This window comes from Cellulomonas sp. PSBB021, from assembly GCF_002240455.1.
GTDB classification, from domain to species: Bacteria; Actinomycetota; Actinomycetes; order Actinomycetales; family Cellulomonadaceae; genus Cellulomonas; species Cellulomonas uda.
The window spans coordinates 3288397-3311982 of the sequence record NZ_CP021430.1 but is presented as its reverse complement, the minus strand read 5'-3'; the positions used below and the strand labels follow the sequence as shown (position 1 = coordinate 3311982).

The 23586-nt window shown below is 72.4% G+C and carries 21 protein-coding genes and 1 tRNA gene; 7 read left to right on the top strand and 15 right to left on the bottom strand.

Going from position 1 to position 23586, the window contains the following annotated elements:
- Positions 1–475: 475 nt before the first annotated feature.
- From CBP52_RS15200 to CBP52_RS15190, 3 genes are all read right to left on the bottom strand, one after another.
- Positions 476–1960: an RNB domain-containing ribonuclease gene (locus CBP52_RS15200; RefSeq protein WP_232514531.1), complete on the bottom strand. Its 1485-nt coding sequence runs from the start codon at positions 1958–1960 to the stop codon at positions 476–478.
- A 138-nt stretch (positions 1961–2098) separates the two neighbouring features.
- Positions 2099–2833, bottom strand: a complete 735-nt coding sequence (locus tag CBP52_RS15195; RefSeq protein WP_094181665.1) for a hypothetical protein — start codon at positions 2831–2833, stop codon at positions 2099–2101.
- Between the two features lie 69 nt (positions 2834–2902).
- Positions 2903–3523, bottom strand: coding sequence for a polysaccharide deacetylase family protein (locus CBP52_RS15190; protein WP_094181664.1), 621 nt, complete (start codon positions 3521–3523; stop codon positions 2903–2905).
- A 188-nt stretch (positions 3524–3711) separates the two neighbouring features.
- On the opposite strand from CBP52_RS15190, the gene CBP52_RS15185 reads away from it, so the two are divergent.
- The 4 genes from CBP52_RS15185 (at position 3712) to CBP52_RS15170 (ending at position 6751) form a co-directional block, all read left to right on the top strand.
- Positions 3712–4185 carry a hypothetical protein gene (locus CBP52_RS15185; RefSeq protein ID WP_094181663.1) on the top strand — a complete coding sequence of 158 codons (474 nt, stop codon included), beginning with the start codon at positions 3712–3714 and terminating at the stop codon, positions 4183–4185.
- 102 nt (positions 4186–4287) lie between these two features.
- Positions 4288–4935, top strand: a complete 648-nt coding sequence (locus tag CBP52_RS15180; RefSeq protein WP_369826359.1) for an ABC transporter ATP-binding protein — start codon at positions 4288–4290, stop codon at positions 4933–4935.
- The gene (locus CBP52_RS15175; RefSeq protein ID WP_094181661.1) at positions 4932–6176 is read left to right on the top strand and encodes a hypothetical protein; all 1245 of its coding nucleotides are present in this window, start codon (positions 4932–4934) and stop codon (positions 6174–6176) included. Before CBP52_RS15180 ends, CBP52_RS15175 begins: the two co-directional genes overlap by 4 nt.
- Positions 6170–6751 carry a hypothetical protein gene (locus CBP52_RS15170; RefSeq protein WP_141322431.1) on the top strand — a complete coding sequence of 194 codons (582 nt, stop codon included), beginning with the start codon at positions 6170–6172 and terminating at the stop codon, positions 6749–6751. The genes CBP52_RS15175 and CBP52_RS15170 overlap by 7 nt, the downstream gene beginning before the upstream one ends.
- A gap of 280 nt (positions 6752–7031) precedes the next feature.
- Here the strand turns inward: CBP52_RS15170 and CBP52_RS15165 are convergent.
- Positions 7032–7122, bottom strand: a tRNA-Ser gene (locus CBP52_RS15165).
- A gap of 192 nt (positions 7123–7314) precedes the next feature.
- On the opposite strand from CBP52_RS15165, the gene CBP52_RS15160 reads away from it, so the two are divergent.
- The gene (locus CBP52_RS15160; RefSeq protein ID WP_094181659.1) at positions 7315–7893 is read left to right on the top strand and encodes a hypothetical protein; all 579 of its coding nucleotides are present in this window, start codon (positions 7315–7317) and stop codon (positions 7891–7893) included.
- Positions 7894–8034: 141 nt separating this feature from the next.
- Here CBP52_RS15160 and CBP52_RS15155 read toward each other — a convergent pair whose 3' ends face one another.
- The 5 genes from CBP52_RS15155 to CBP52_RS15135 form a co-directional block, all read right to left on the bottom strand.
- A complete protein-coding gene (locus CBP52_RS15155; RefSeq protein WP_094181658.1) occupies positions 8035–8493 on the bottom strand; it encodes a PIN domain-containing protein in 459 nt (152 codons plus the stop codon).
- 119 nt (positions 8494–8612) lie between these two features.
- Entirely contained in the window at positions 8613–9224 is a 612-nt protein-coding gene (locus CBP52_RS15150) for an ATP/GTP-binding protein (RefSeq protein WP_094181657.1), read from the bottom strand.
- Complete coding sequence (locus CBP52_RS15145) at positions 9205–9582, bottom strand: DUF742 domain-containing protein (protein WP_094181656.1); 378 nt, start codon at positions 9580–9582, stop codon at positions 9205–9207. The genes CBP52_RS15150 and CBP52_RS15145 overlap by 20 nt, the downstream gene beginning before the upstream one ends.
- A gap of 13 nt (positions 9583–9595) precedes the next feature.
- On the bottom strand, positions 9596–10045 hold the full coding sequence (locus CBP52_RS15140; RefSeq protein WP_094181655.1) for a roadblock/LC7 domain-containing protein: 450 nt from the start codon (positions 10043–10045) through the stop codon (positions 9596–9598).
- A gap of 82 nt (positions 10046–10127) precedes the next feature.
- Entirely contained in the window at positions 10128–15014 is a 4887-nt protein-coding gene (locus tag CBP52_RS15135; RefSeq protein ID WP_157732667.1) for an ATP-binding protein, read from the bottom strand.
- Between the two features lie 244 nt (positions 15015–15258).
- Between CBP52_RS15135 and CBP52_RS15130 the strand changes: the two genes are divergently transcribed.
- Both CBP52_RS15130 and CBP52_RS15125 read left to right on the top strand, forming a co-directional pair.
- The gene (locus CBP52_RS15130; protein WP_094181653.1) at positions 15259–16296 is read left to right on the top strand and encodes a zinc-binding dehydrogenase; all 1038 of its coding nucleotides are present in this window, start codon (positions 15259–15261) and stop codon (positions 16294–16296) included.
- Positions 16297–16344: 48 nt separating this feature from the next.
- Positions 16345–16914: a bacterial proteasome activator family protein gene (locus tag CBP52_RS15125; RefSeq protein WP_280525818.1), complete on the top strand. Its 570-nt coding sequence runs from the start codon at positions 16345–16347 to the stop codon at positions 16912–16914.
- A 12-nt stretch (positions 16915–16926) separates the two neighbouring features.
- Here the strand turns inward: CBP52_RS15125 and CBP52_RS15120 are convergent, their stop codons facing one another.
- From CBP52_RS15120 to serS, 6 genes are all read right to left on the bottom strand, one after another.
- Positions 16927–17790: a DMT family transporter gene (locus CBP52_RS15120; protein ID WP_094181651.1), complete on the bottom strand. Its 864-nt coding sequence runs from the start codon at positions 17788–17790 to the stop codon at positions 16927–16929.
- 53 nt (positions 17791–17843) lie between these two features.
- Entirely contained in the window at positions 17844–18767 is a 924-nt protein-coding gene (locus CBP52_RS15115) for a carbohydrate ABC transporter permease (RefSeq protein ID WP_094181650.1), read from the bottom strand.
- Positions 18764–19741 carry a carbohydrate ABC transporter permease gene (locus CBP52_RS15110; protein WP_094181649.1) on the bottom strand — a complete coding sequence of 326 codons (978 nt, stop codon included), beginning with the start codon at positions 19739–19741 and terminating at the stop codon, positions 18764–18766. The genes CBP52_RS15115 and CBP52_RS15110 overlap by 4 nt, the downstream gene beginning before the upstream one ends.
- A gap of 90 nt (positions 19742–19831) precedes the next feature.
- Entirely contained in the window at positions 19832–21211 is a 1380-nt protein-coding gene (locus tag CBP52_RS15105) for an ABC transporter substrate-binding protein (RefSeq protein WP_094181648.1), read from the bottom strand.
- Positions 21212–21423: 212 nt separating this feature from the next.
- Positions 21424–22221 (bottom strand): HAD family hydrolase, encoded by a 798-nt coding sequence (locus CBP52_RS15100; RefSeq protein WP_094181647.1) that lies wholly within the window; start codon positions 22219–22221, stop codon positions 21424–21426.
- Complete coding sequence (serS, locus tag CBP52_RS15095; RefSeq protein WP_094181646.1) at positions 22218–23498, bottom strand: serine--tRNA ligase; 1281 nt, start codon at positions 23496–23498, stop codon at positions 22218–22220. Before serS ends, CBP52_RS15100 begins: the two co-directional genes overlap by 4 nt.
- Positions 23499–23586 lie beyond the last annotated feature (88 nt).

Sequence of the window (23586 nt, the reverse complement as noted above, 5' to 3'; positions counted from 1 at the left end):
ACGACGCAGGACACGTCGGGCGTCGCGCGCCCCGGCGCGGACCGCGCGTATCAGGACGTGTCAGTCCCTCTCGTCAGCGTCTGGCCCTCGAGCGGACGTCAGCCGGACGCCCTCCTCGACGGCCCCCGCACCGCTGTCTGGTGCACCTGTCCTGGACCCGTTCCTCGAGCCCGACAGCCCCACCCCACCACCACCGCGACCGTCACCGCCGACGAGGTCACCCCCGGAGCACCGGGAGCACCGCACGCAGCAGGTCCGGCCGCCCCCGACCCGCGACGCTGGCGGATCCTCGCCGTCGTCGCCGTCACGCAGTTCATGCTCGTGCTCGACGCGTCGACCATGAACATCGCGCTGCCCCGACGCGACGCGGCGTAAACCACAGGCGCGAGCGCTCGGCGTCCACCGGGCCGGACGTCGAGTCGACCCAGCCGAAGCACAGCGCCTCCTCGATCGCCTCCTCGTCGGTGACCCGGCATCAGGCCTCCTCGAACGTCACCGACCGGTTCTCGACGTCCGCCTCGACGAGCCGCACCCGCACCCGCGTGCCCGCCTCGAGCCCCGCACCGGCGACGCGTGCGTGCACCACGGGGTCGGCGAGCTGCAGCACGCCCTTGGCGCCGCCACCCGAGACGTCGACGACCATCCCCTCGAACACCTCGCCCTCCCGGCCCGCGAGCAGCGCGGCCTCCACCAGGTCCAGGCACCCGCGCTCGTACGCGGACGCGCGGCGGTCCCCGGCCGACATGAGGTCGGGCAGCCCGGGCAGGGCCTCGCGCACCCACGCGTCGGGCTCGGTGCCGGCCGCGACCGCGAGGCACACCTGCGTGGCGAACCGGTCGACGAGCCGGCGCAGCGGCGCGGTCACGTGCGCGTACGGCGCGGCGATCGCCCCGTGGCCCGGCTCGGCCGGGCGCTCGCCGTCGAACGCCGCGTACGCGGCACCGCGCAGCAGCGTGGTCGCGTCGGTCAGCACCGCGGCCTGCCGCGGGTCGGCGGCGTCGAGGCCCGCGAGGACCTCACCGGCGGGCGCGCCCTGCGGCCAGGCCACACCGAGCGCGAGCGCCGTGCGGCGCAGCCGCGCGACGTCCTCCGGCCGCGACGAGGGCAGCGTGCGCAGCACCCCGATCCCGGCGTCCAGCATGAGCTCCGCCGCACACATCCCCGTGAGCAGGGAGATCTGCGCGTTCCACTCCTCCACGGGGAGCGTGCGGCGGCTCACGAGGCGCCACGTCCCGTGCTCGTCGAGCTCGACCTCCTGCTCGGGCATCGGCAGCGTGATGCCGCCCCGCGCGCGCTCGGCGGCCTGGCGCAGCTCACCGACCTCGCGCAGCAGCGCGAGCGGGCCGTCGTCCGCCGCGAGCCCGGCGCCCGCGTCGATCGCCTCCTGCGCCTCGTCGTAGGTGAGACGGGCCGACGAGCGCACGGTCGCCCGCCGCACGACGACGCCGCGCGGCGCACCCTCGCCGTCGAGCTCGATCTCCCACAGCGCGACCGGGGCCTCCTGGCCGGGCAGCAGGCTCGCGGCGCCCTCGCTGAGCTCCGGCGGGTGCAGGGGCGTGCGACCGTCGGGCGCGTACAGCGTCGTGACGCGGCCCCGGGCCTCGTCGTCGATCGGGCCGTGCGGCTCGAGCCACGCGGCCACGTCGGCGATCGCGTACCGGACCAGGTAGCCGCCGCCCCGCCGCTCGACGTGCAGCGCCTGGTCCAGGTCCATCGACCCGGGCGGGTCGATCGTCAGGAACGGGAGGTCGCGCGCGTCCAGGCGATCGGCCGCCTGCGGGCCGGTGGTCGCGCGCAGCCGGGCCTCCTGCAGCACCGCGGACGGGAACGCGGCGGGGACGTCGAGCTCGGCGCGGAGCGCGGCGAGGCCACGGCGGACCGCGACGTCGACGTCACGGTCCCGGTCGCCCGCGGCAGGCGGGAGCGGGCGAGGGACCAGACGCACGTGACGACGGGGCACGGGCCGAGCCTAGGGCGAGCAGTCGATGGGCGAGAAGATCGCGCACCTCAAGGAGCTCGCCGCGGTGCGCGACTCCGGGGTGCTCACGCCGCAGGAACTCGAGGTCGAGAAGGCCAAGATCCTCGGCTGAGGCGGGCGTCAGGCCTGCTGCTGGTCGGCCGGCGGAGCCGGAGGCACCTCACCCGCGGCCGGTGCCGGCGGGACCGTCGCCGCGTCGACGCCGTCCCGGCGCGCGGCGCGTCGGCGCAGCAGCACCACCGTGACCACGACGACGATCGCGACCACCACGAGCCCGACGAGCACCCACACGAGCGTGAGCACCGGGAACCCGTCGCTCGTGCCGTCCGACGCGACCGCGTCGAGCTGCACGACGTCACCGGCCTGCGCCTCCCACGTCACCGTGCTGCCGTCGATCGTCCCGTTGGACGACTCCACCTCGCCGGGGAACGTGAACGCGACCCGGACCTCGCCGCCGCTCAGCCCCGTCTCGCCACCCGCCGACAGGTCGAGCTCCCCGTCGACGACGAACTTGCCGTCCTCGTGCGTGACCTTCATGTCGTCGTCGCCGAACTCCGCCAGCGGGGTGTCGGCGAAGTGGTACGTGCGGCCGACGTACGTGCCGTCCTCGTACGCCTCCGACGACGTCGCCTCACCGTCGAACGGGTCCTCCGAGCCGAACGCCTCGTCGAACGTCATGCCCGTGCTCTCGAGCAGCGAGCTGCTCACCGCGAGCACCACGGTCCCGTCGACCGTGTCGTCGGCGTGGAACGTGAGGTCCATGTCGAGCTTGAGGCAGCCGGACAGGGTCAGCAGGAGTGCCGCCATCGCGGACACGAGGGCGAGCGCGCGCGCAGGGCGTCGGGTCGTGGACATGGCACGATCCTCCCGCACCGCGGGCAGCGGCCGTGACGGACCCGCGCGTCGGTCCGGGACGCCGCCCGTTCAGCCCACCGTCCGGCCGTGCGAGAACACCCGTCCGGGCGCCACCCGCTCCCCCAGCAGCTCCGGGACCGTCACGAACCGGTACCCGTCGGCCACGAGCCCGTCGATCACGGCGGGCACCGCGTCGACCGTCGAGTCCTGCCAGTCGTGCATCAGCACCACCGACCCCGGCCGCACCTCCGCGAGCACCCGCTCGACCGTCCGTCCCGCGGGCGCCCCCGCCTCCCAGTCCGCCGGGTCCACGTCCCACAGCACCACGGCCTCGCCGTGCCGCGCGACCGCCGCGACCACGTCGTCGTCCAGGTCACCGAACGGCGGCCGGAACAGCGTCGTGACGACGCCCGTCGCGTCCCGCACCGCGTCGGCAGCGCGCGCGAGCTCGTCGTCGACCTCCGCCGCCGGCAGCTCCGGCAGGTGCGGGTGGCTCCACGTGTGGTTCGCCAGCGCGTGCCCCGCCGCGTGGACCGCGCGCACCGCGTCCGGGTCCGCCGCGACGTGCTCGCCCTGCAGGAAGAACGTCGCCCGCACACCCCGCGCCGCGAGCACGTCCAGCAGCCGCCGCGTGTTCGCGCTCGGCCCGTCGTCGAAGGTCAGCGCCACCACGCGCTCGTCGTCCCGCACGCGAGCAACCTACCCCCACCACCCCACACGACCCGCGCGCGCGGTACCGGTCGGGCTCTCGTTCAGGTTGCGCCTTGACCGGACCTTTCCGTTCTGGGATCGTCAGCGCCGCCAGGAGCGAACTGGACAGAGCGCCCAACCGCAGGTCCTGGCACACTGTGGCGCACAGCGCACACGAGGGGGCACGCATGAAGACGAGCACTCGGTCGTTGACCGTCGCTGCAGTCATCGTCCTTGGATTCGCGTTCGGGGGTGCAGCGAACGCTGCAACCCAGACGTGGGGGCCGAGAACGAAGACGTGGGACGGGGCCGTGCGGGTCGAAGCCAGTGGAAGCTTCTGGAACAACGCTGGAACCGCCAACAGCAAGGTCACGACCAAGGACCGCAAGGCCGACGGCAACGACGTTCACGGTGCGACGAACTTCTACATCAAGAAGATCGACAAGACGAACGGAACAACCTTCTGGACGTTCTTCGCCGTCAAGAGCGGGGACGACGTGTCCAACACGACGATCACGGACAGGTTCATCAAAACGTACCCCGCGTGGGCCAGCGATTACGACACCGACCAGATGCGTATCGGGGCGTTCTCGTGCGCGCAGATGGGGTGGCCGGTGCCCGACCAGTGCACCAGCGAAGCGATCCTGACCACGTCCTACTGAGCCGAAGCTTCCCTCTTGACTGGTACGCGCGTCGCAGACCTCACCGTTCAGCTCGGTCGGACCATCGCCCTCACGAACGTCACCGTCGCGTTCAGCAGCGGTGTGACCGCCGTCGTGGGCGCGAACGGGTCCGGGAAGTCCACGCTGCTGAGATGCATGGCAGGGCTGGTACGCCCGCACGCAGGGTCGGTCCATGTTGCGGGGCACTCGCTCGCGACCCCTGACGGGCGACGAGCCGCCCGAGCCGCCTTGGGGTACCTGAGTCAACGGACCGACTTCCCCGGGTCGTACACGGTCCGGGAAGCGTTGCGGTACGGCGCATGGTTGCATCGGGTGCCTCGTGCGGAACGTGAGTCGACGGTTCGGGACGCGGTCGAGCGGTTCGCTCTGACGGACCATCAGGTCGCTGAGCTGCGCACCCTGTCAGGCGGGACTCGGCAACGCGTCTACATCGCGTTGGCGTCGATCCACCGGCCCAGTGTTCTGATGCTCGACGAGCCGTCCGTCGGGTTGGACCTTGCTCAGAGGCACGCGCTTCGTGAGGTGATCCACCGGGCGTCGCAGGACAGCACGGTGGTCGTCACAACGCACGACATCGACGACCTCGTGAGCATGGCTGACAGGCTCGTCGTTCTTGCCGAAGGGGTCGTGGTGTTCAACGGCACCGTGACCGAGCTCGACGCGACCGGTGACCGCAGCAACGTGGAACGTCAGGTGCGCACACTGATGACAGGCGCACAGGTCGCATGACGGCGCTGGTCGAGCAGGCTGCTGGCGCCGGTCGTGTGAGCGCGTCGCGCAGGTCCCTGCGAACCGAGCACTGGGCTGCGATCGCCACCGTTGGGCTGCTGGCTGCGCACATCGGGTTGCGGGACGGGCAGTGGACGCACGAGTGGACCCTGAGCATCTGGCAGTACTCGTTCGCGACGATCATGCTGGCGCCCGCGTGTGCGGGATTCGGCGCCTGGAAGGCTGTCGCCGCCGCCAAGGCCTACGCGGACGGTGCGGCGGCGGCTGGACGGCAGACGGCCGTTGTGTGGCGCTCCACGCTCGTGGTGTCCGGGTGGGTTCTGGCGGCGTTCCTCGCCGGGTTCCTCGTGGTGCAGACCGTCATGCTGTTCGCAGGGCCTCCCGGAGCGCCTGCACCGAGCGACTACCTTCCGGTGCTGTCGTGCGTGGCGATGCTCGTCGCGTTCACGAGCTTTGGCTGCTGGGTCGGGTGGCGTGTGCGGTCGTACATCGCGCCGCCGTTGCTTGCGCTCGTGTGCTTCGCCGGGTGCGTGGCGTTGTACACGACGTCGTTGTCGTTCCTGTCTGACACCGGCGGGGCAACTGGAAGTCTCGTGGGTCTGCGACCGAACCCGGCGCGAGTTCTGCTGCAGCTGGTGGTGTTCGGGTTGTTGACCGTGGTGTTCACGGTCTCGGCCGGGAAGGACGCGTATCGGACGGCTCGCGCCCGGTTCGGCATGGGCGCCTTGGCAGTTGTGGCGGTCGGGGCAGTGTTGGTGGGCGCGCTTGCTGGGCCGGAGCGTCTGTTGCCCGACCCGAACGACCCGGTTCGGTGCGCTCAGGCTGACGGTGGCCCTCGGGTGTGTGTCGGCCCGGGGTACGCCGACGAGGCTGGTGAGATCTCGGCGGCGCTCGCTGCGCCCGTCGCGAAGCTGCGCAGCGCGGGTGTGGACGTCGACCTCGGGCGGTTCGACCAGCGGCCCTCAGCCCCAGGCGCACATGTGGTGAACCCGGGGATGCTGACTCGGGGGGCGTTGGCTGCACCCCAGTACGTCGCGAACACGGTGATGAGCTCGACGTGCGCGCTCGAGCCGGATGCTGCGACCGCGTTCGGTGTGCTGGCGTGGTGGCTCGCTCCGGATGGTCGTGAGCGTGACAGCCTCGTGGCGCCCGGAGAGGTGTCGTCCGCGTTGCGGTCGGCGGACCCCGCGGTCTTCGGCCCGGAGGTGCGAAGGCTCGTGAGCGTTCTGCGCGAATGCTGATGCGACTTCGAGACGCCCTGCTCGTGTGGCGCCGGCGTGGAATGGTGTTCGTGCTTGCTCACGCTGCGACGCTTGCGGGTGTTCTGCTGGTCATTCCGCGCGGGCAGCAGGAGGTCCCCGGTCGGCTCGGCATCTACACGTTCGTGTGGCCGCTGGTTCCCGCTGTCGCTGCGGTGTTCCTTCCGTTGGTGTCGATGCGAACGTCGAGCAGTCAAGATCGTGTGGCTCCCGCTTACGCGACGAGGAGAGGGCTCGATCTTGCGGTGTTCTCGACGTTCGCGGTTGCGGCTGTGGTGTGGCGGAACGATCTGGACGTCAGCGTCCTCGTGCGGAACGTCGCGCTGTTCATCGGGCTGACAGCCGTGTGCACCCGTGTGCTCGGGCCCACGGCAGCCTGGGTTGTTCCCGCTGGCGTCGTGATGATCATGTGGCTGCTCGGTACGGGCAACAGTGGGCAGCCGTACGGTTGGGCTGTCGCGCTCCATCCTGCGGGGTCGGCGCCAGCGCTCGTGGTGGCTGCGGTGGCCGCCGCTGTGGGAGTGCTCGGGTATCTGACCGAGCCAGCGCGGGACTAGTTGTACTCAGCCAGGACGTTGGTGACAGTCCGAGGCCGTTGACGTGAGGAGAACCTCCGGCTGGGGTGTGGCTTGTCGAAGGCCCACGTCCCGCCGGAGGTTCTCGTGTCTCACGGTAATGCGCGTCTGACTGTCCACGGCCGGGCCTGCTGGTCCGGCGGGTGATCGAGGACCATCGCCCGGTCGCGCACGTCGTCGGCTCCATGCGCCACTACGTACCCCCGAAGCGCAACAAGCCGGACGCCTGAGGGACCGGCTCGTTGCCGATGTCCTGCATGAGCGGAGGGCAAGGGATTCGAACCCTTGAGGACGAGAGGTCCCGCCCTAACGGTTTTCAAGACCGTCGCTTTCGGCCGCTCAGCCAGCCCTCCTCGCCGGTCGCGACCGGCGGCCACGAGTCTCCCACAGAGGCGGTCGTGACCTGCGGGCTCGGTCGCCATGAACCGCGCACGGGTCCCCTCGCACCCGGGGTTCGTCCGCGGGACGTATCTCCCGCTCCCGTGCGGACCACCTGAGGTGCACGCGGCCTCCTCCAGGGCCGCACGACAAGTCAGGGGATTGCGATGAAGAAGTCCACCTCGGCCGCGGTCGGGATCAGCACGGTCATGCTGCTCGGCCTCGGCGCAGCCGTCCTCGCGCCGTCCTACGGAGCGTCCGGCGACGACGACGCCGCGGCCACCAAGCCGCAGAGCGCCACGATCAACGCGACCACCAGCCCCAAGGTCTGTGACGGCGGCGTCCAGAAGCGCCTGCAGGCCCGCACCCAGGTCGAGCCGTTCAGCTTCGCCGGCACCGCGGGCGCCGACCGCAACGTGCCCGGCGCGGGTGTCGTCGTCTACGGCCCCGCGACGGGCTACGACACGCTGCTCATCACGTTCAGCGCGGAGACCTACTACACCGGCACCGGCTGGCTCGGGCTCGAGGTGCACGACAACAACGTGCCCATCCAGCCCTACGCCAACAACGGCAGCCCGTACGCCTTCACGTCCGAGGCCAAGTACACGGGCAACAGCGTGCAGTTCTGCACGAAGGTCAAGAAGGGCACCCATCGCATCCAGGTGAAGGTGAACACCACCGGCGACGCCACGACCGACAGCGGCTGGATCGACGACTGGACCCTGAGCGTGCTGCGGTTCGAGTGACCGCAGCACCACGCGTCGCCGGTGCATGCGGCAGTGCACCGGCGACGTGCGTGTCCGACGCACGTGTACGCGAGGGTGTCCGACGAACGTGTCCGACGAACGCGCCCGACGAGCGTCGTCCGGCGAGCGACGCGGTGTCAGTCAGCGCACCAGGAAGGGCGTCTCGTCGCGCTCCCACCAGCGGTCCGGCAGACCCGGTGACACCACGTCCAACCGGTACAGCGCGGCGACCCGCGCCAGGCGCGCGTCGTACGTCGCGACCGCCCCGACGTCCGGGTGCGTCAACGCCGCTCCCGCGTGCACCGCGACGAACGGCGGCAGCACCCCCGCGACGTCCGTCGCGCGACCGACCGCCTGGTCGGACAGCCGCACGACCTCGATCTCCAGCAGCGCACGCTGCGCCACGTCACGCGCGTCGTGGTCGAGCATCCGCGCGGTGCCGCGCAGCTCGCTGACCCCCACCTGCGTCGTCAGCAGGCGCGGACCGTTGCGCCGCGCCCACGTCAGCCAGTCGGCGCGGTGCGGCGCACCGGGCAGGTACCGCGACAGCGCCGACCCGTCCGCGTACACGCGCGCACGCTCGTCGTCGGGACTGGGCACGGTCTCATGATCCCCTCCCGGCGCCACCGGTGGCACACGGGACCCGCGCGATCCCACGAATGCCGACGGCCGGCCACCCCCGCGAGGGTGACCGGCCGCCGACGGGTCCACAGCGCTGGTCAGCGCTGGCGCAGCCGCTCCATCGCGAGCTGCACCAGGGCGATCAGGGCCTGCTTCGTGGCCGCACGCGAACGCGCGTCCGTGTACATGACCGGGACGTGCGCCGGGATGGCGAGCGCCTCGCGGACGTCCTCGAGCGCGTGCTTCGCGACACCGTCGAAGCAGTTGACACCCACGACGAACGGGATGCCACGGCTCTCGAAGTAGTCGACCGCGGGGAAGCACTGGTCGAGGCGGTCGGTGTCCACCAGCACGACGGCGCCGATCGCGCCGCGCACCAGGTCGTCCCACATGAACAGGAAGCGGTCCTGACCCGGGGTGCCGAACAGGTACAGCCACAGCTGGCCCGGCAGCGCGATGCGGCCGAAGTCCATGGCGACCGTGGTGGTGGTCTTGCGGTCCGACACGCCGCCGGCGTCGTCGACGCCGATCGAGTGCTCGGTCATCGCGGCCTCGGTGTTGAGGGGCTCGATGTCCGAGATGGAACCGATGAAGGTCGTCTTGCCGACGGCGAACCCGCCCGCGACGACGATCTTGACGGTGGTGGGCGCTACGGCGCCAGCGGTTCCGGCCGGAGCGGCCACCGCGGCGTCAGAGGGCGGAAATGCCATTGAGAACACTCTCCAGCACGCTCAGGGACAGGGCGGGGGACTCACCGGTGTTGACCTCGACCGGCTGAGAGGTGTGCACACGCACGAGCTGGTGATCGGACATGTCCGAGACCAGGATCCTGATGACACCGATGGGCAGGTGCAGCAGCGCCGACAGCTCCGCGACCGAGATGTACGTGCTCGCGGCGTGCTGGAGGATCGCACGCCTCTCGGGGGGCAGACCCTGACTCGACACTGCGTCCGGCAGCGCCTCGACCAATGCCTCGAGCGGCAGGTCGGAGCGCGCCGAGCGCACGCGCCCGCCGGTGACGGCGTAGGGCCGTACCGTCCGGGCGACGTACTCGATGTGCTCACTCATGAAGACATGCTCCTCAGACGGCGGGGGCTCGGGTAGCGCCGTCGACGGGGAGCTGGCCGCGCATCTCGGAGATGAGCTGCGGGGTCAGCGTCGCCTCGGTGCGGGACACGAGCATGGCCATCTCGTATCCGATGAGGCCGACGTCGCAGCTCGAGTCGGCGACCACGGCGAGGACGGAGCCGTTCGAGACGGTCATGAGGAAGAGGAACAGAGAGTCCATCTCGATGATCGCCTGACGCACCTCCCCCGCACGCAGCTGCCGCGACGCGCCGCGGGTCAGGCTCGACATGCCGGAGACGATGGCCGCCAGCTGGTCGCCGCTGGTGCGGTCCAGCTGTTCCGACATCGCCATGAGAAGACCGTCGGCCGACACCACGAGCGTGTGGCGAGTGCCGGGCACGGTCCGGACGAAATTGTCCAGGAGCCAGCCGAAGTTGGCTGCCTCGGTGCTGAGCGCGGTCACACTTCCTCCTTGCTGGTGCAGTCGACGACTGCGGGATCGAACGTCCCCACGACGGGGGCGATGGTAGGAACGACGGCCGGGGTCACGACGTGCTCCTCGGCGACTCGCCGGAGCCGGCGGCCTGGCGGCCGCGCGACGTCCCGGACTGGAAGCTCGACAGCCGGCTGCGCAGCTCGTTCGCGTCGCGCTGGACCGGGGCGGTCGACTCGGAGGTCTCGGGAGCCGTGGCCGGGACGGCCGTCGGCACACGCTTGGTGAGCTGCTCGCCCGAGCGGGCGACGCTCGGACGGTACGCCGAGAGCTGGCTCAGCTCGGACAGCGCCTGCTCCTGGATGTCGGAGCGCAGCGCGAGCATCGCGGCCACGTTGTCGTCGAGCGTCCCGATGCGCGGGGCGACCGACGGCGGCACGACCGGGTGCGGCACGTCCACCGCGGGCGCTGCCGACGCGGCGGGCCGGCTGGTGGCGGCCCACTCCGGCGGAGCCCACGAGCCCGACGACGCGGGCACGGCGGCCGGCACCGCGGCGGCCGGGGCCGGCGGCTCGGGCGCGGACCAGGCCGCGGGCTCGACCCGGGCCGGGACCTCGGGCTGGACCGACGCGGGCGCCGACCAGTCGACGGACGGAGCGGCGACCGGGGACGGCGCGGCGGCCGACGCGACCTCGGTCGGGCCCGTGTCGCCCTTGCGGCGGCCGAACAGGCCCCAGCGCTTGCGCGAGCCCTTCTCCTCCGCGGGCTGGTGCTCGGCCTCGCCGATCCCCTGGACGCCGAACCCGGCGGGGGCACCCCACGCCGGCGCGGCAGGCTGCTCCGCGACGGGCTGCGGGACGGCCGGGGCGACCGGCTCCACGGGCGCGGGCTGCTGCGCGTACGGCTGCTCCGCCGGGGCGGGGGCGTACGCCGGCGCGACCTCGGCCGGGGCGTCCGACTCCGCGAGCGACGGCCAGGCGGGTGCACCCCACGCGGGCGTCGTCTCGGCCCAGACCTGCTCGCCCTCGGGGGCGGCCTGCGTCTCGGCGGGCTCGTCCGCGACCAGCGACGGCACCTCGAACGACGAGGCCTCGACGGCCGGCTCGGGCTCGAGCGCCGGCACGGCCTGCGCCGCGGGCTCCTCGACGACCGGGACGGCGCCGGTGACGGACTCCCACGACGGCGCCTGCCAGGCAGGCTGCCACGCGGGCTCCTCCGCGACCGGCTCGACGGCCTCGGCCTCGGCCTCGGCGTGCGTCTGCTCCGCCTCGTACGACTCGGGCTCGGCCTGCGCGACGACGGGCTCGTACGCCTGCTCGGCGGCGGGCTCGTACGCCTGCTCGGCGACCGGCGCGTACGGCTGCTCCGCCTCGGGCGCGGCCTCGGCGACGACAGGCTGCGCGCCCGTGTGCCAGGCGCGGGCCTCGTCGAGCGTGCGCTCGAAGTCGAACGGCTCGGCAGCGGCCGCACGGCGGCGCGCGCCGGACCAGCCGGCGTAGCCGCTGTACGACGTGAACGACACGCGCGGTGCCGGTGCCGGCTCCTCAGGCGCGGACTGCGCCGCCGGGGTGTCGGACCAGGGCTCGGCCTGCGGCTGCGCGTGCGCGGCGGGAGCGGACTCCTGCTCGCCCCGCGACGCGAGCGTGTGCGACGCGCCGTCGTACGAGGCGGGCTGGTACGCGGCCGGCTCGTACGAGGGCTCCTCGTGCGACGGCTGCTCGTACGAGGGCTGCTCGTAGGACGGCTGCTCGTAGGCCGGCTGCTCGTAGGACGGCTCGAACGACGGCGCGTCGGTGGCGGCCTCGTAGCTCGTCGGCTCGTACGCCGCAGGCTCCGAGACCTGCTCGGCGACCTGCTCGTCGGCCTCGACGGGCTGCTCGTAGGAGAGCGGCTCGTTCGCGGCGGGCTCGAACGACGGGGGCTCGTACGCGGCGGGCTCGAACGACGCGGGCTCGAACGACGCCGGCTCGAAGGACGCCGGGGCGGCGACCTCGGGCTCGTCGGCGGCCTCGGGCTCGTCGGCGGCCTCGGCGGGCGCCGCGTCGAACGACGCGGGCTCGTACGCGGCCGGCTCGTCAGCGGTCGGCTCGAACGACGCGGGCTCGTACGCGGCGGGCTCGTACGCGGCAGGCTCGGGCGAGCTCGGCTCCGCCGGGCTCTCGAAGGACGACTCGTACGGCGCCGACTCGTGCGACGCCGACTCGAACGACGCCGACTCGTACGCGACCGGCTCGAACGACGGCGCAGGCTCGAACGACGGCGCAGGCTCGAACGACGCAGGCTCGAACGACGGTGCCGGCTCGAACGACGCGGGCGCGTACGCCGCGGCCTCGGGCTCGGACGGCCGGTCCTCGTCGGACGCGAACGTCGGGGCCCACGGCTGCTCGACGTCCGCGGGCGCGGCCGCCTCGGCGTGCGCGGGCTCGGGCTCGTCGTCGGGGACCAGGCCGGGCACCTCGGTGACGGGCTGCGCGGCGTCGGGCGTCCACGGCTCGTCGTCGTCCTCGACGAGCGCGGGGACCTCGGGCGCGGCGGGCTGCTGCAGGCCGTGCGCGCCGAGCGACATCCACGGCGCGCGGACCTGGTCGCTCACGCCGCCGTCGCCACCCTCGACGATCGCGTTGCGCGTGCGGAACCCGGAGAACAGGCCGGCACGGGCTGCGGGCGAGGGGATGCTCGGCGTTTCCTCGCGCGGCGCGACGGGCTCGGCGGCCGGCGCGGGTGTCGGGGCCGCGGCGGGGGCGGAGGACCGCGCGGCACGGCTGGGCAGACCCGAGCCGGACGTGGCCTGCTGGACCGCGGGCGCCCAGTCGGGGGCCGCGGCGGACAGGTCGGGCGACAGGGCCGGGACGGCGGTCTCGGGCAGGACGATCGCGTTCTCGTCGAACGTCTTGCGCGGGCGTGCGGGCAGCTCACCGCCGCCGCGGGTCGGGAGGCCGGAGCCGCCGAGCTGCGGGACGGGGATGGGCGCGGAGTCGGCCGTCGGCTCGCTGCCGTCGCCGCGGCGGCGACGCGGCAGGCCGAGCGAGGTCTCGCCGTCGGTGAGCGCGGCGAGGTCGACGGGGGCGACCTCGGGCGCCGCGGCGGCGTCGTGCTGGACCGTCTCCGCGACGGAGCCGGGCGCACCGTAGGAGGACATCTCGGTCGTCGCGAACAGCGATGCGGGCAGCAGCACGGTCGTGTCGGTACCCGTGCCGCCCTCGGCCTTCGACAGGCGGACCGCGGCACCGAGCTTCTGGGCGATGCGGCCCACCACGAACAGGCCCAGGCGCTGGGCGCCGAGCGCGTCACCGGCGCCGGACGAGATGATCTTGGCGTTCGCGGCCTCGATCTCCTCCTCGGTCATGCCGAGGCCGTGGTCGCGGATGCGGACGGCGACGAACTGCCCGGACACGCCGGTGGTGACCGTGACGGGCGTCTCCGGCTCGGAGAACACGGTCGCGTTCTCGAGGAGCTCGGCGAGCATGTGCGCGGCGGGCAGCGCGTTGAAGCCGAGCATGTGCGGGTCGACCTGCAGGTCGAGCTCGATGCGGTCGTACTGCTCGATCTCGGAGGACGCGGTGCGGATCACGTCGGACAGCGGCATGGCGTCGCGCAGGCGACGGCCCGAGTCGATGCCCGCGAGCACGAGGAGGGACTCCGCGTTACGACGCATCCGGGTCGCGAGGTGGTCGAGGCGGAACAGGTTCGCGAGGGTGTTCGGGTCTTCCTCACTGCGCTCCAGCGAGTCGATGAACGACAGCTGGCGGTTGAGGAGGACCTGGTCGCGGCGGGCGACGTTGACGAACATCTCGGCGATGGAGCCACGCAGGGCGGCCTGCTCCTGCGCGACGCGCACGGTGGTCGCGTTCATCGAGTTGAACGCCTGGGCCAGCCGGCCGACCTCGTCGCGCGAGTTCACGGGGATCGGGTCGAGCTGCACGTCCGGCTGCTCGCCGGGGGTGGCCACCTGCTCGACGATCCGTGGGAGGCGCTCACGGACGTCGGACGCGGCCGAGGTCAGTCGCCGCAGCGGGTTGACGATCGACCGGGACACGATGAGGGCGAGCAGGAAGGACAGGACGGCGGCGAGCAGGGTCGCGGCGATGGTGACGTAGAACCGCTGCAGTGCGGCGTCCACGTCGGCGTTCGCGAGCGAGCGCGCGTGGTCGATGGCCGTGCCGGCGAGCTCGACGAGCTGCGTCGTCTGCGTCTCGACCTCGCCCGCGTACGCGGCGGGGTCGACCTGGGCGACGGCGTCCTGGTCACCCGAGGCGAGCAGCGCACGCTGGGCGATGAACGCCGACGAGGGCTGGCCGGTGGGCAGCGTCAGGTCCACGCCGGACATGCGGTTGAGCGCGACGGCGGCCTGGGTACGGCTGGACTCGACCTGGTCGACCTTCTCCTGGTAGACCGCGCCGAGGGCGGGGCTGATGACGCCGCCGAGGAGCGACGACCCCTGGATCAGCTCGCCGACGAGGTCGGTCGACGTCTGCGACAGCTGCCGGTACGCGGTGACCGACGCGGCGACGTCACGGTTGGGGAATACCTCACCGAGCTGGGCGACCAGCTCGAGCTGGCCGTTCTCGATCGTCTGGAAGTTCGCCCGGACCACGGAGGACACACCACCGCGCTCGACCGCGAGCCGCGCGGCGGGCAGCGTGGTCTCGTAGTCCGCCTGGACGGACTGGAACTGCTGGACGAGCGCGTCGGGGAACCGCTCGAGCGGCAGGTCCTTCGTGATCTCCCGCACCTCGGCGAGCGCCTGGTCGGTCGCGGCCTGCGCCGCGGCGATCGCCTCGGCGTCGCCGGACGTCATCGACACGATGTACTCGTTGTCGATGGCCTGGCCGAGGGGCTGGTACGCGCGGAGCGTGTTGGTGACGCTCTGCGTGGCGCGCGCTTCCTCGAGGTCGTCGAACGCGCTCGCGGTGATGTAGACGCCGAGCAGGACGAGCACGAGCATGGGGACGGCAAGTACGGCCAGCACCTTGGCTCTGATGCCAAGTCGTCGCAGCATCTCGTTCCCTTCCTAGCCCGACGCGGGGGACCCGTCGGCGTGGGCACGCCGCCGGATGACCCGTGCCCGATTATCGGCCGTTGGACGATCGACCATTAGCCCGCGGCAGAGTTTGCCATGGACCTCACCCGGAGGGATACGACGAACCCGGACGAGGTGCCACCGGCCGGGGACGCAATGTGGTATCGAACGGACGCCCCGCGTCCGGACCCGACGTGTCGGCGACCCCCGTTAGGGTGCCCGGGTGCGCGCCGTCGTCATCACCGAGCCCGGCGGACCCGAGGTCCTGCGGGTCCGTGACGTGCCCGAGCCGGACCCCGGTCCCGACGAGGTGACGCGGCTGCTCGTCGACGTCGAGGCCGCCGGGGTGAACCGGGCCGACCTCCTGCAGCGCCAGGGCGTGTACCCGCCGCCCGCGGGTGCACCGCCGTGGCCGGGGCTGGAGGCCGCCGGCGTGGTGCGCGCGGTCCTCGCGGCACGCGCGGGCGCGGCCCTGGGTCCCGACGAGCCCACGCCCGCCGTGGGCGACCGCGTCGCGGTGCTGCTCGCCGGCGGGGGGTACGCGGAGCGCGTCGTCGTGCCCGCGGCGCTCGCGCTCCCGGTGCCGCGGGACCTGACGTCGGTGGCCGCGGCGGCGCTGCCGGAGGCGCTCGCGACCGTGTGGTCGAACCTGCGCGAGGCCAACGCGGCTCCGGGCGAGACGCTGCTGGTGCGCGGTGGCTCGGGTGGGGTCGGGTCGGTCGCGGTGCGGCTCGGCCGGCTCCTGGGGCTGCGGGTGCTCGCGACCGCGGGCGGCCCGGCGCGCGTCGCGCGCGTCGCGGAGCTGGGGGCGGACGTCGCGCTCGACCACCGCGCCGACGACCTGGCGGACCAGGTGCTCGCGGCGACCGACGGCCGCGGCGTGGACGTCGTGCTCGACGTCGTCGGCGCCGCGGCGCTCGAGGACAACGTGCGGGTGCTGGCCCACGGCGGCCGGCTCGTCGTGATCGGGTTGCAGAAGGGTCGGCGCGGGACGCTGGACCTGGGTGCGCTCATGGAGCGGCGGGCCCGGGTGATCGGGACGACGCTGCGCTCGCGCGACGCGCGCGACAAGGCGCGGATCATGGCCGAGGTCCGCGAGCACGTGTGGCCGTTCGTCGTCGACGGGCGCCTGCGTCCCGTGGTCCATGCGACGCTCGGTCTGGACGAGGCGGGGCGCGCGCACGAGCTGCTCGCGAGCGGCGAGGTGTTCGGCAAGCTCGTCCTGACCGTCGACGAGCCCGCGCCGACCGGTGGCGCGTGAGGCCGGCCGCGCCTGGCCCGCGGCCGGTCCTTCGGTGAGAATGCTCCGGTGACCGACGAGCCCCGCCCCGCTGCCCGCGACCCGCGCGTCGTCGTCGTCCCGTTGCCCGAAGCGGGCGGGGACGAGACCGTACCCGACCGCCCGGACGAGGCGGCGGACGCGGACGAGGCCGACGACGAGGACGTGCGCGGCATGGTCGCGCAGCCCGCGAAGGTCATGCGGATCGGCACGATGGTCAAGCAGCTGCTCGACGAGGTCCGTAGCGCCCCGCTCGACGATGCGGCGCGGGCGCGCCTCGCGGAGGTGCACGAGCGCTCGTTGCACGAGCTCGAGGAGGGCCTGTCCCCCGAGCTGATCGAGGAGCTGCACCGCATCACGCTGCCGTTCTCGCAGGACGAGACGCCGTCGGACGCGGAGCTGCGCATCGCGCAGGCGCAGCTCGTCGGGTGGCTCGAGGGCCTGTTCCACGGGATCCAGACGGCGCTGGTCGCGCAGCAGATGGCGACGCAGGCGCAGCTGCAGCAGATGCGCCGCGCCCTGCCGCCGGGTGCGGTCCCCGCGCCGGGCGCGCGTGGGGCGATGGGCCCCGACGAGCACGGCACGGGCCAGTACCTGTAGTCGTCGTGCCGCCTACGCGGGCGGCGGCGCCTCCTCGGCGGCGTCGCTCTCGCGCGCGGTGAGGGCGATCGCGCCGGACACGAGCACGAGGCCGAGCAGCTCGAGGCCGTGGGGCACCTGCCCGAGCATGACGGCGCCGACGACGGCCGCGGTCGCGGGGAGCAGCGCGAGCAGCACCGCGAACGTCGCGGCGCTCACGCGCCGCAGGACGACCTGCTCGATGCCGTACGGGACGACCGAGGAGAACACGGCGACGACGAGCACGAGCGCGGCGAGGCGCAGGTCGGTCAGGACGGGTCCTGCCCCGGGTGCGAGCAGGGGTGCGAGCGCCAGCCCGCCGGCGGCCATCGCGACGCCGAGCCCGGTGAGCCCTCCGGTTGGCGCGGCGGCGACCCGCCGCCCGAGCAGGATGTACAGGGCCCAGCAGGTGGCGGCGACGCCGATCGCGACGAGCCCACGCACGGCGTCGTCGCCGAGGTGCAGGCTGACGCCGGCGAGCAGGACGACTCCCGCGGCGGCGACGACCATCGCGGTGCGTTCGCGCCAGCCGCGCCCGGTCACGGCGGCGACGGCGACAGGCCCGGCGAACTCGAGCGCGACCGCGGTCCCGAGCGGCAGGGTGTCGATCGCGACGTAGAACGCGGCGTTCATGACGGCGAGGACGACGCCGAACAGCGCGGCGGTACGCAGCGCGGGCCACGTCCACAGCGGCCGGGTGCGCCACGGTCGCGTCCAGGCGAGCAGCACGAGCGCGGCGACGCCGACGCGCAGCCACGCGACGGACGCGGGCGGCATGCGGCCGAACAGCTCGACCGCGACCGCTGCCCCGACGTACTGCGCGATGGCCGAGGCCACGAACAGCAACGGGGCGGGCACGCCGTCAGGCTAGCCCGCCCCGTCGCCGGGACCGTCGTGCGCGCCGGGTGCCCTCAGCCCTTCACGGACCCGGCCAGCAGGCCGCGCACGAAGTACCGCTGCAGGGACAGGAACACGATCGCGGGGATGATGATCGACACGAACGCCCCGGCCGAGAGCAGGAACCACTGCGACCCGCGCGTCCCGGTGAGGTTGAGCAGGGCGACGGTCATGGGTGCGAGGTCGCGCGACGACCCCGTGAACGTGAGCGCGACGAGCAGGTCGTTCCACACCCACAGGAACTGGTAGATGCCGAGGGCCGCGATCGCGGGCTTGAGCATCGGCAGCATGAGGCGGAAGAAGATCGTCACGTGCCCGGCCCCGTCGACGCGCGCGGCCTCGATGAGCTCGCCCGGGATCTCCTGCATGAAGTTGTGCAGCAGGAAGACCGCGAGCGGCAGCCCGAACATGGTGTGCGACAGCCACACGGCCCAGAACGTGCCGGAGACGCCGATGTCCACGTACAGGCTCAGCAGGGGGATGAGCGTGACCTGGATCGGCACGACCTGCAGCGCGAACACCGCGATGAACAGGACGTTGCGCCCGCGGAAGCTCATCCACGCGAACGCGTACGCCGCGAGCGTCGCGAGGAACACCGGCAGCACGACCGCGGGGATCGTGATGACGATCGAGTTCATGATCGACGGCGCGAGGGACTGCGCGCTGTCGGTGGACAGCACCGTCCGGTAGTTCTCGAGCGTGTAGCTCGGGTCGAAGAACGAGGTCCACCACCCGGACTTGTTGATGTCGGCCGCGGGTCGGAACGACGTGACGAGCAGACCGAACGTCGGGATGGTCCACAGCACGGCGAGCACGACCGCGAACAGCGACGCCCACGGGCGCGACAGGCGCCGGCGCGCGGCCGCCGCGGTGGACTCCCTCGGCCGGCCTCCGGTCGGCGGGCCGACGGTCGCGGTGTCGGTCTGGACGGCGCTCATCGGTGGTCCGCCTTCCGCAGCTGGCGCACGTTGTAGGCGATGATCGGGACGACGAGGACGAACAGCAGGACCGCCAGCGCGGCGCCGAGCCCCTGGTTCCCGGCGCTGAAGCTCTGCGTGTAGAACTCGTTGGCGACCACGCTGGTGCCGAACCGCCCGGCGGTCATGGTCCGGACGATGTCGAAGACCTTGAGACACCCGATGGCGATGGTGGTCAGGACGACGATCAGCGTGGGCCGGATGCTCGGCACGGTCACGAACCGGAACATCTCGAACGAGGAGACGCCGTCGAGCCGCGCGGCCTCGGTGATCTCGGTGGGGATCGCCTTGATCGCGGCGGACAGGATCGTCATGGCGAAGCCCGCCTGGATCCAGATCATCACGACGATGAGGAACAGGTTGTTCCACGGGCTGTTGAGCAGGAAGTTCTGCGGTGAGCCGCCCAACCAGACGATGACCTGGTTGATGAGGCCGATCTGGTTCGGGTTGTTCTCGACCGACGGGTCGTAGAACCGGTACTCGTACATGAACCGCCAGATGATCGACGCGCCGACGAACGAGATCGCCATCGGCAGGAAGATCAGCGCCTTGGCGGCGGCCTCGCCGCGCGCGCCGTCGACGAGGATCGCGTAGATCAGCCCGACGACGGTCGCGACGAACGGGGTGACGAGCACCCAGAGCACGGTGTTGCGCAGCACGACGAGCTGCTCGCCCGACGTGAAGATGTCGGTGTAGTTCCCGAGCCCGATGAAGCTCGTGCCCGCGGCGTCGTAGAACGAGCGCCACAGCGTGCGCAGCGCCGGGTACACGAGCCCGACGGCGATGAGCAGGACGGTCGGCCCGACGAACCACCAGGCGACGTGCCGGGCGCCGCGACGTTCGAGCAGGTGGACGACGAGCAGGATGAGGCCGATGACGGCGGCGAACGCGACGAGCGCGAGCACCATCGTCACCAGCTTGTCGGTGACTTCCATGGCACCTCCCGGGGCAGCGGACGAGGGGGACGCGTGCGCGTGCGCGTCGGTGCCCCGGGGGCGGTCCACCCCCGGGGCACCGACGTCACGTCAGGAGGCCGGCCAGGCCGCCTCGATCTTGTCCAGCGTGTCCTTGGTCGACTGCCCGGTGATCCAGCTGGTCGCCTCCTTCCAGAACGCGTTCGACCCGACGGCGGCGGGCATCATGTCCGAGCCGTCGAAGCGGAACACCGCGTTCTCGTCGAGGAGGATGTCGGCCGAGAGCTTGTCGATCGGGTTGGTGAGGATCGACGGGTCGAGGCCCTTGTTCGCGGTGATCCAGCCACCGTTGGTCAGGTCGACGCTCGCCTGCGCCTTGAGGTTCGCCCAGGTGTCGGAGCTCCAGAACTCCTGGAGCGCCTGGACCTCGGGACGGTCCGAGAACGCGGTGACGAACTCACCGGCGCCGAGCACCGGCTTGTCCTCTGCGGTCTTGCCCGGCAGGTAGAACGCGAAGATCTGGCCGTTCTCCGAGATGTCGGTGCCCTGGGGGAAGTTCGCGGCGTAGAAGCTCGCCATGCGGTGCAACGAGCACTGGCCCTCGAGGATCGGCAGGCCGCCGTCCTGGAACGCGGTCGTCGCGATCGAGGAGACGTCGCCGAAGCCGCCGTTCACGTAGTCGGGGTTCTTGAGGTACTCGCCGACCGCGTCGAGCGCCTTCGTCGGGACCTCGGAGTTGAACGCGATCTCGTGGCTGACCCACTGGTCGTAGACGTCGGCGCCACCCTCGCGCAGGACGAAGTCCTCCATCCAGTCCGTCACGGGCCAGCCGGTCGCGGCGTCGGACGCGATGCCCGCGCACCACGGCTTGTGGCCGGAGTCGGCGGCGATCGTGTCGGAGAGGGTCTTGAGCTCGTCGAGCGTGGTGGGGACCTCCCAGCCGTTGGCCTCGAACTCCTGCGGGGAGTACCAGACGAGCGACTTCACGCTCGCACCCGACGGCGCGGCGTAGAACGTGCCGTCGACGGTGCCGAGGGCCTTCCAGTCCTCGCCCCAGAACTCGTCGACGTTCGCGGCGACGCCCTCGGGCGCCTCGACGACCGTGCCCGTCGCGACGAGCTGGGCGAGCAGACCGGGCTGCGGGATGATCGCGATGTCCGGCGGGTTGCCCGCCTGCGCGCGGACCAGGATCTGCTGCTCGAACTGCTTGTCGGCCTGGTAGTCGACCTTCGCGCCCGTGCAGTCCTCGAACGGCTTGAACGAGTCGACGTAGGGCTGGTCCTCGGGCGTGACGATGCCCGCGTAGATCGTGATCGTCTTGCCGCTCAGGTCGCCGTACTGCTCGAAGTCGGCACAGTCGGCCGTGGGCGCCCCCGTGCCGTCCGTGCCGCCGTCACCTCCGTCGTCCGACGAGCATGCCGTCAGGACGAGGGCGAGGGCCGCGGCTGACGCCGCGATCGTGGTGTACCGACGCTTGCGCATCCCGTTCATGAGACCTCCGTGTCGTCATGGCGCACGACGCGGCCGCTCGCGACCGCGTGTGCCATCCCTCGATGCAAGTCGTTGCTGAAACGACCCGCAACCCAAAAGACGCACAAACCGGTCACGATCGAGTCACGATCCGTTGCGGGCACGAGTCACCGACCGGTCACGCACCCCCGGGCCCGGTTCCGGGCCAGACGCGCAGGTCAGCCGCGCAGACGTCAGACGAGCAGCGAGCGCAGGACCGGCAGCGCACCGTCGTCCTCGATGGCGCCGGTCACCTCGTCGGCCGCCGCCAGCACCGCGGGACGCGCGTGCCCCATCGCGACGCCCCGCGCCGCCCACTGCAGCATCGTGACGTCGTTGCCGCCGTCGCCGATCGCGAGCGTCGCGAACGGCTCGACGCCGAGCCGCCGCCGCACCGACTCGAGCGCGCTCGCCTTCGACACGCCCCCGGGCGTCAGGTCCAGCCACGCGCTCCAGCCGACCGCGTACTCCACCTCGTGCAGGCCCACGCGCTCGACGATCTCGTGGAACTCCTCGGGGCTCGCGCCGACCGCGCGGATCACGACGCGCGTCGCCGGGGTCGCGACGAGCTCGTCGAACGTCACGACCTCCATCTCGCCGCTCAGCTCGCCCTCGGGGAACGGCCCCGAGACCCGGAAGCCGACGCCCAGGTTCTCGACCGCGTACAGCGCGTCCGGCAGCTCCATGGCGATCGCGCGCACCGCCGGGCCGGGGTCGAACGTCACGGTGTCGACGATCGCGAACCCGCCGGGCTCGTCGCCGTCCAGCCGTGCCGTGACCGCGCCGTTGGAGCACACGAGCCAGCCCTCCGAGAGGCCGAGCTCGCGCGCCACGGGGGCGGCCGAGTGCACACCGCGCCCCGTCGCGAGCACCACGTGCAGGCCGGCCCCCGCGAGCTCGCCGACCGCGTCACGCACCTGCGGCGAGATCACGCCGTCGTAGGACATGAGCGTGCCGTCGACGTCGAGGGCGACCAGCCGGGTGCGTGTCATCGTGGCTCCAGGACCTCGAGGCCGCCCAGGTACGGCCGCAGACCGGCCGGCACGTGCACCGAGCCGTCGGCCTGCTGGTGGTTCTCCAGGATTGCGACGATCCAGCGCGTCGTGGCGAGCGTGCCGTTGAGCGTCGCCACGGGCCGGACCTGGCCGTCCGCGGTGCGCTCGCGCACGCCCAGGCGGCGCGCCTGGAACGTGGTGCAGTTCGACGTCGAGGTGAGCTCGAGGTAGCGCTGCTGGCTCGGGAGCCACGCCTCGCAGTCGAACTTGCGGGCCGCGCTCGACCCGAGGTCGCCCGCGGCCGTGTCGATCACGCGGAACGGCAGCTCCGCGAGCTCGAGCATCTCCTTCTCCCAGCCCAGGATGCGGCGGTGCTCGGCCTGCGCGTCCTCGACCGTGGTGTACGAGAACGCCTCGACCTTGTGGAACTGGTGCACGCGGATGATCCCGCGCGTGTCCTTGCCGTACGAGCCGGCCTCGCGCCGGTAGCACGCGCTCCAGCCGGCGTACCGCCGCGGTCCGTCCGACAGGTCCAGGATCTCGCCCGAGTGGTAGCCCGCGAGCGCGACCTCGCTCGTCCCGACGAGGTACAGGTCGTCGGCCTCGAGGCGGTACACCTCGTCGGCGTGCGCACCGAGGAACCCGGTGCCCGCCATGATCTCGGGCTTCACCAGGGTCGGGGTGATGACCGGCGTGAAGCCCAGGCCGACGGCCTTGTCGACCGCGGCGTTGAGCAGCGCGAGCTCGAGGCGCGCGCCGATCCCGGTGAGGTAGTAGAACCGCGCACCCGAGACCTTGGCGCCGCGCTCGGTGTCGATCGCGCGCAGCCCCTCGCCGAGCTCCAGGTGGTCCTTCACGACGAAGTCCGCGCCGTACTCGGCGCCGAAGTCGCGCGGTGTGCCCACGTGCTCGAGCACGACGAAGTCGTCCTCGCCGCCGGCGGGGACGCCCTCCTCGACGACGTTGCCGATCCGCCGCGTGAGCTCGTCGGCGCGCGCCTGCGCCGCGTCCGCCTCGGCCTGCAGTTCCTTGACGCGGTCCGCGACCTTCTTGGCGTGCGCGAGCAGCGCCTGCTTCTGCTCCCCCTGCGCCTGCGCGACCTTCTTGCCGTGCGCCTTCTGCTCGGCGCGCAGCGACTCGAACTCCGTGAGCGCGGACCGGCGGCGCGCGTCCGCGTCCAGGACCTCGTCGACGAGGCCGGGGTCGTCCCCGCGGACGCGCTGGCTGGCACGCACGGTCTCGGGGTCGTCACGCAGGAGCTTGAGATCGATCACCCTCGAAGGCTACCGACCCTCGTCCCTCCCGCTGAACCGCACCCCCCTGTCGCCGACCCCGTCATCGCTCCGGGTATGAGCCGGCCGA

What these genes read in the sequence shown, in the direction of transcription:
- CBP52_RS15195 (WP_094181665.1), bottom strand. Translation starts at nt 2,833, where the DNA reads ATGTCCACGACCCGACGCCCTGCGCGCGCGCTCGCCCTCGTGTCCGCG.
- CBP52_RS15185 (WP_094181663.1), top strand. Translation starts at nt 3,712, where the DNA reads ATGAAGACGAGCACTCGGTCGTTGACCGTCGCTGCAGTCATCGTCCTT.
- CBP52_RS15175 (WP_094181661.1), top strand. Translation starts at nt 4,932, where the DNA reads ATGACGGCGCTGGTCGAGCAGGCTGCTGGCGCCGGTCGTGTGAGCGCG.
- CBP52_RS15170 (WP_141322431.1), top strand. Translation starts at nt 6,170, where the DNA reads ATGCTGATGCGACTTCGAGACGCCCTGCTCGTGTGGCGCCGGCGTGGA.
- CBP52_RS15160 (WP_094181659.1), top strand. Translation starts at nt 7,315, where the DNA reads ATGAAGAAGTCCACCTCGGCCGCGGTCGGGATCAGCACGGTCATGCTG.
- CBP52_RS15150 (WP_094181657.1), bottom strand. Translation starts at nt 9,224, where the DNA reads ATGGCATTTCCGCCCTCTGACGCCGCGGTGGCCGCTCCGGCCGGAACC.
- CBP52_RS15145 (WP_094181656.1), bottom strand. Translation starts at nt 9,582, where the DNA reads ATGAGTGAGCACATCGAGTACGTCGCCCGGACGGTACGGCCCTACGCC.
- CBP52_RS15135 (WP_157732667.1), bottom strand. Translation starts at nt 15,014, where the DNA reads ATGCTGCGACGACTTGGCATCAGAGCCAAGGTGCTGGCCGTACTTGCC.
- CBP52_RS15115 (WP_094181650.1), bottom strand. Translation starts at nt 18,767, where the DNA reads ATGAGCGCCGTCCAGACCGACACCGCGACCGTCGGCCCGCCGACCGGA.
- CBP52_RS15110 (WP_094181649.1), bottom strand. Translation starts at nt 19,741, where the DNA reads ATGGAAGTCACCGACAAGCTGGTGACGATGGTGCTCGCGCTCGTCGCG.
- CBP52_RS15105 (WP_094181648.1), bottom strand. Translation starts at nt 21,211, where the DNA reads ATGAACGGGATGCGCAAGCGTCGGTACACCACGATCGCGGCGTCAGCC.
- CBP52_RS15100 (WP_094181647.1), bottom strand. Translation starts at nt 22,221, where the DNA reads ATGACACGCACCCGGCTGGTCGCCCTCGACGTCGACGGCACGCTCATG.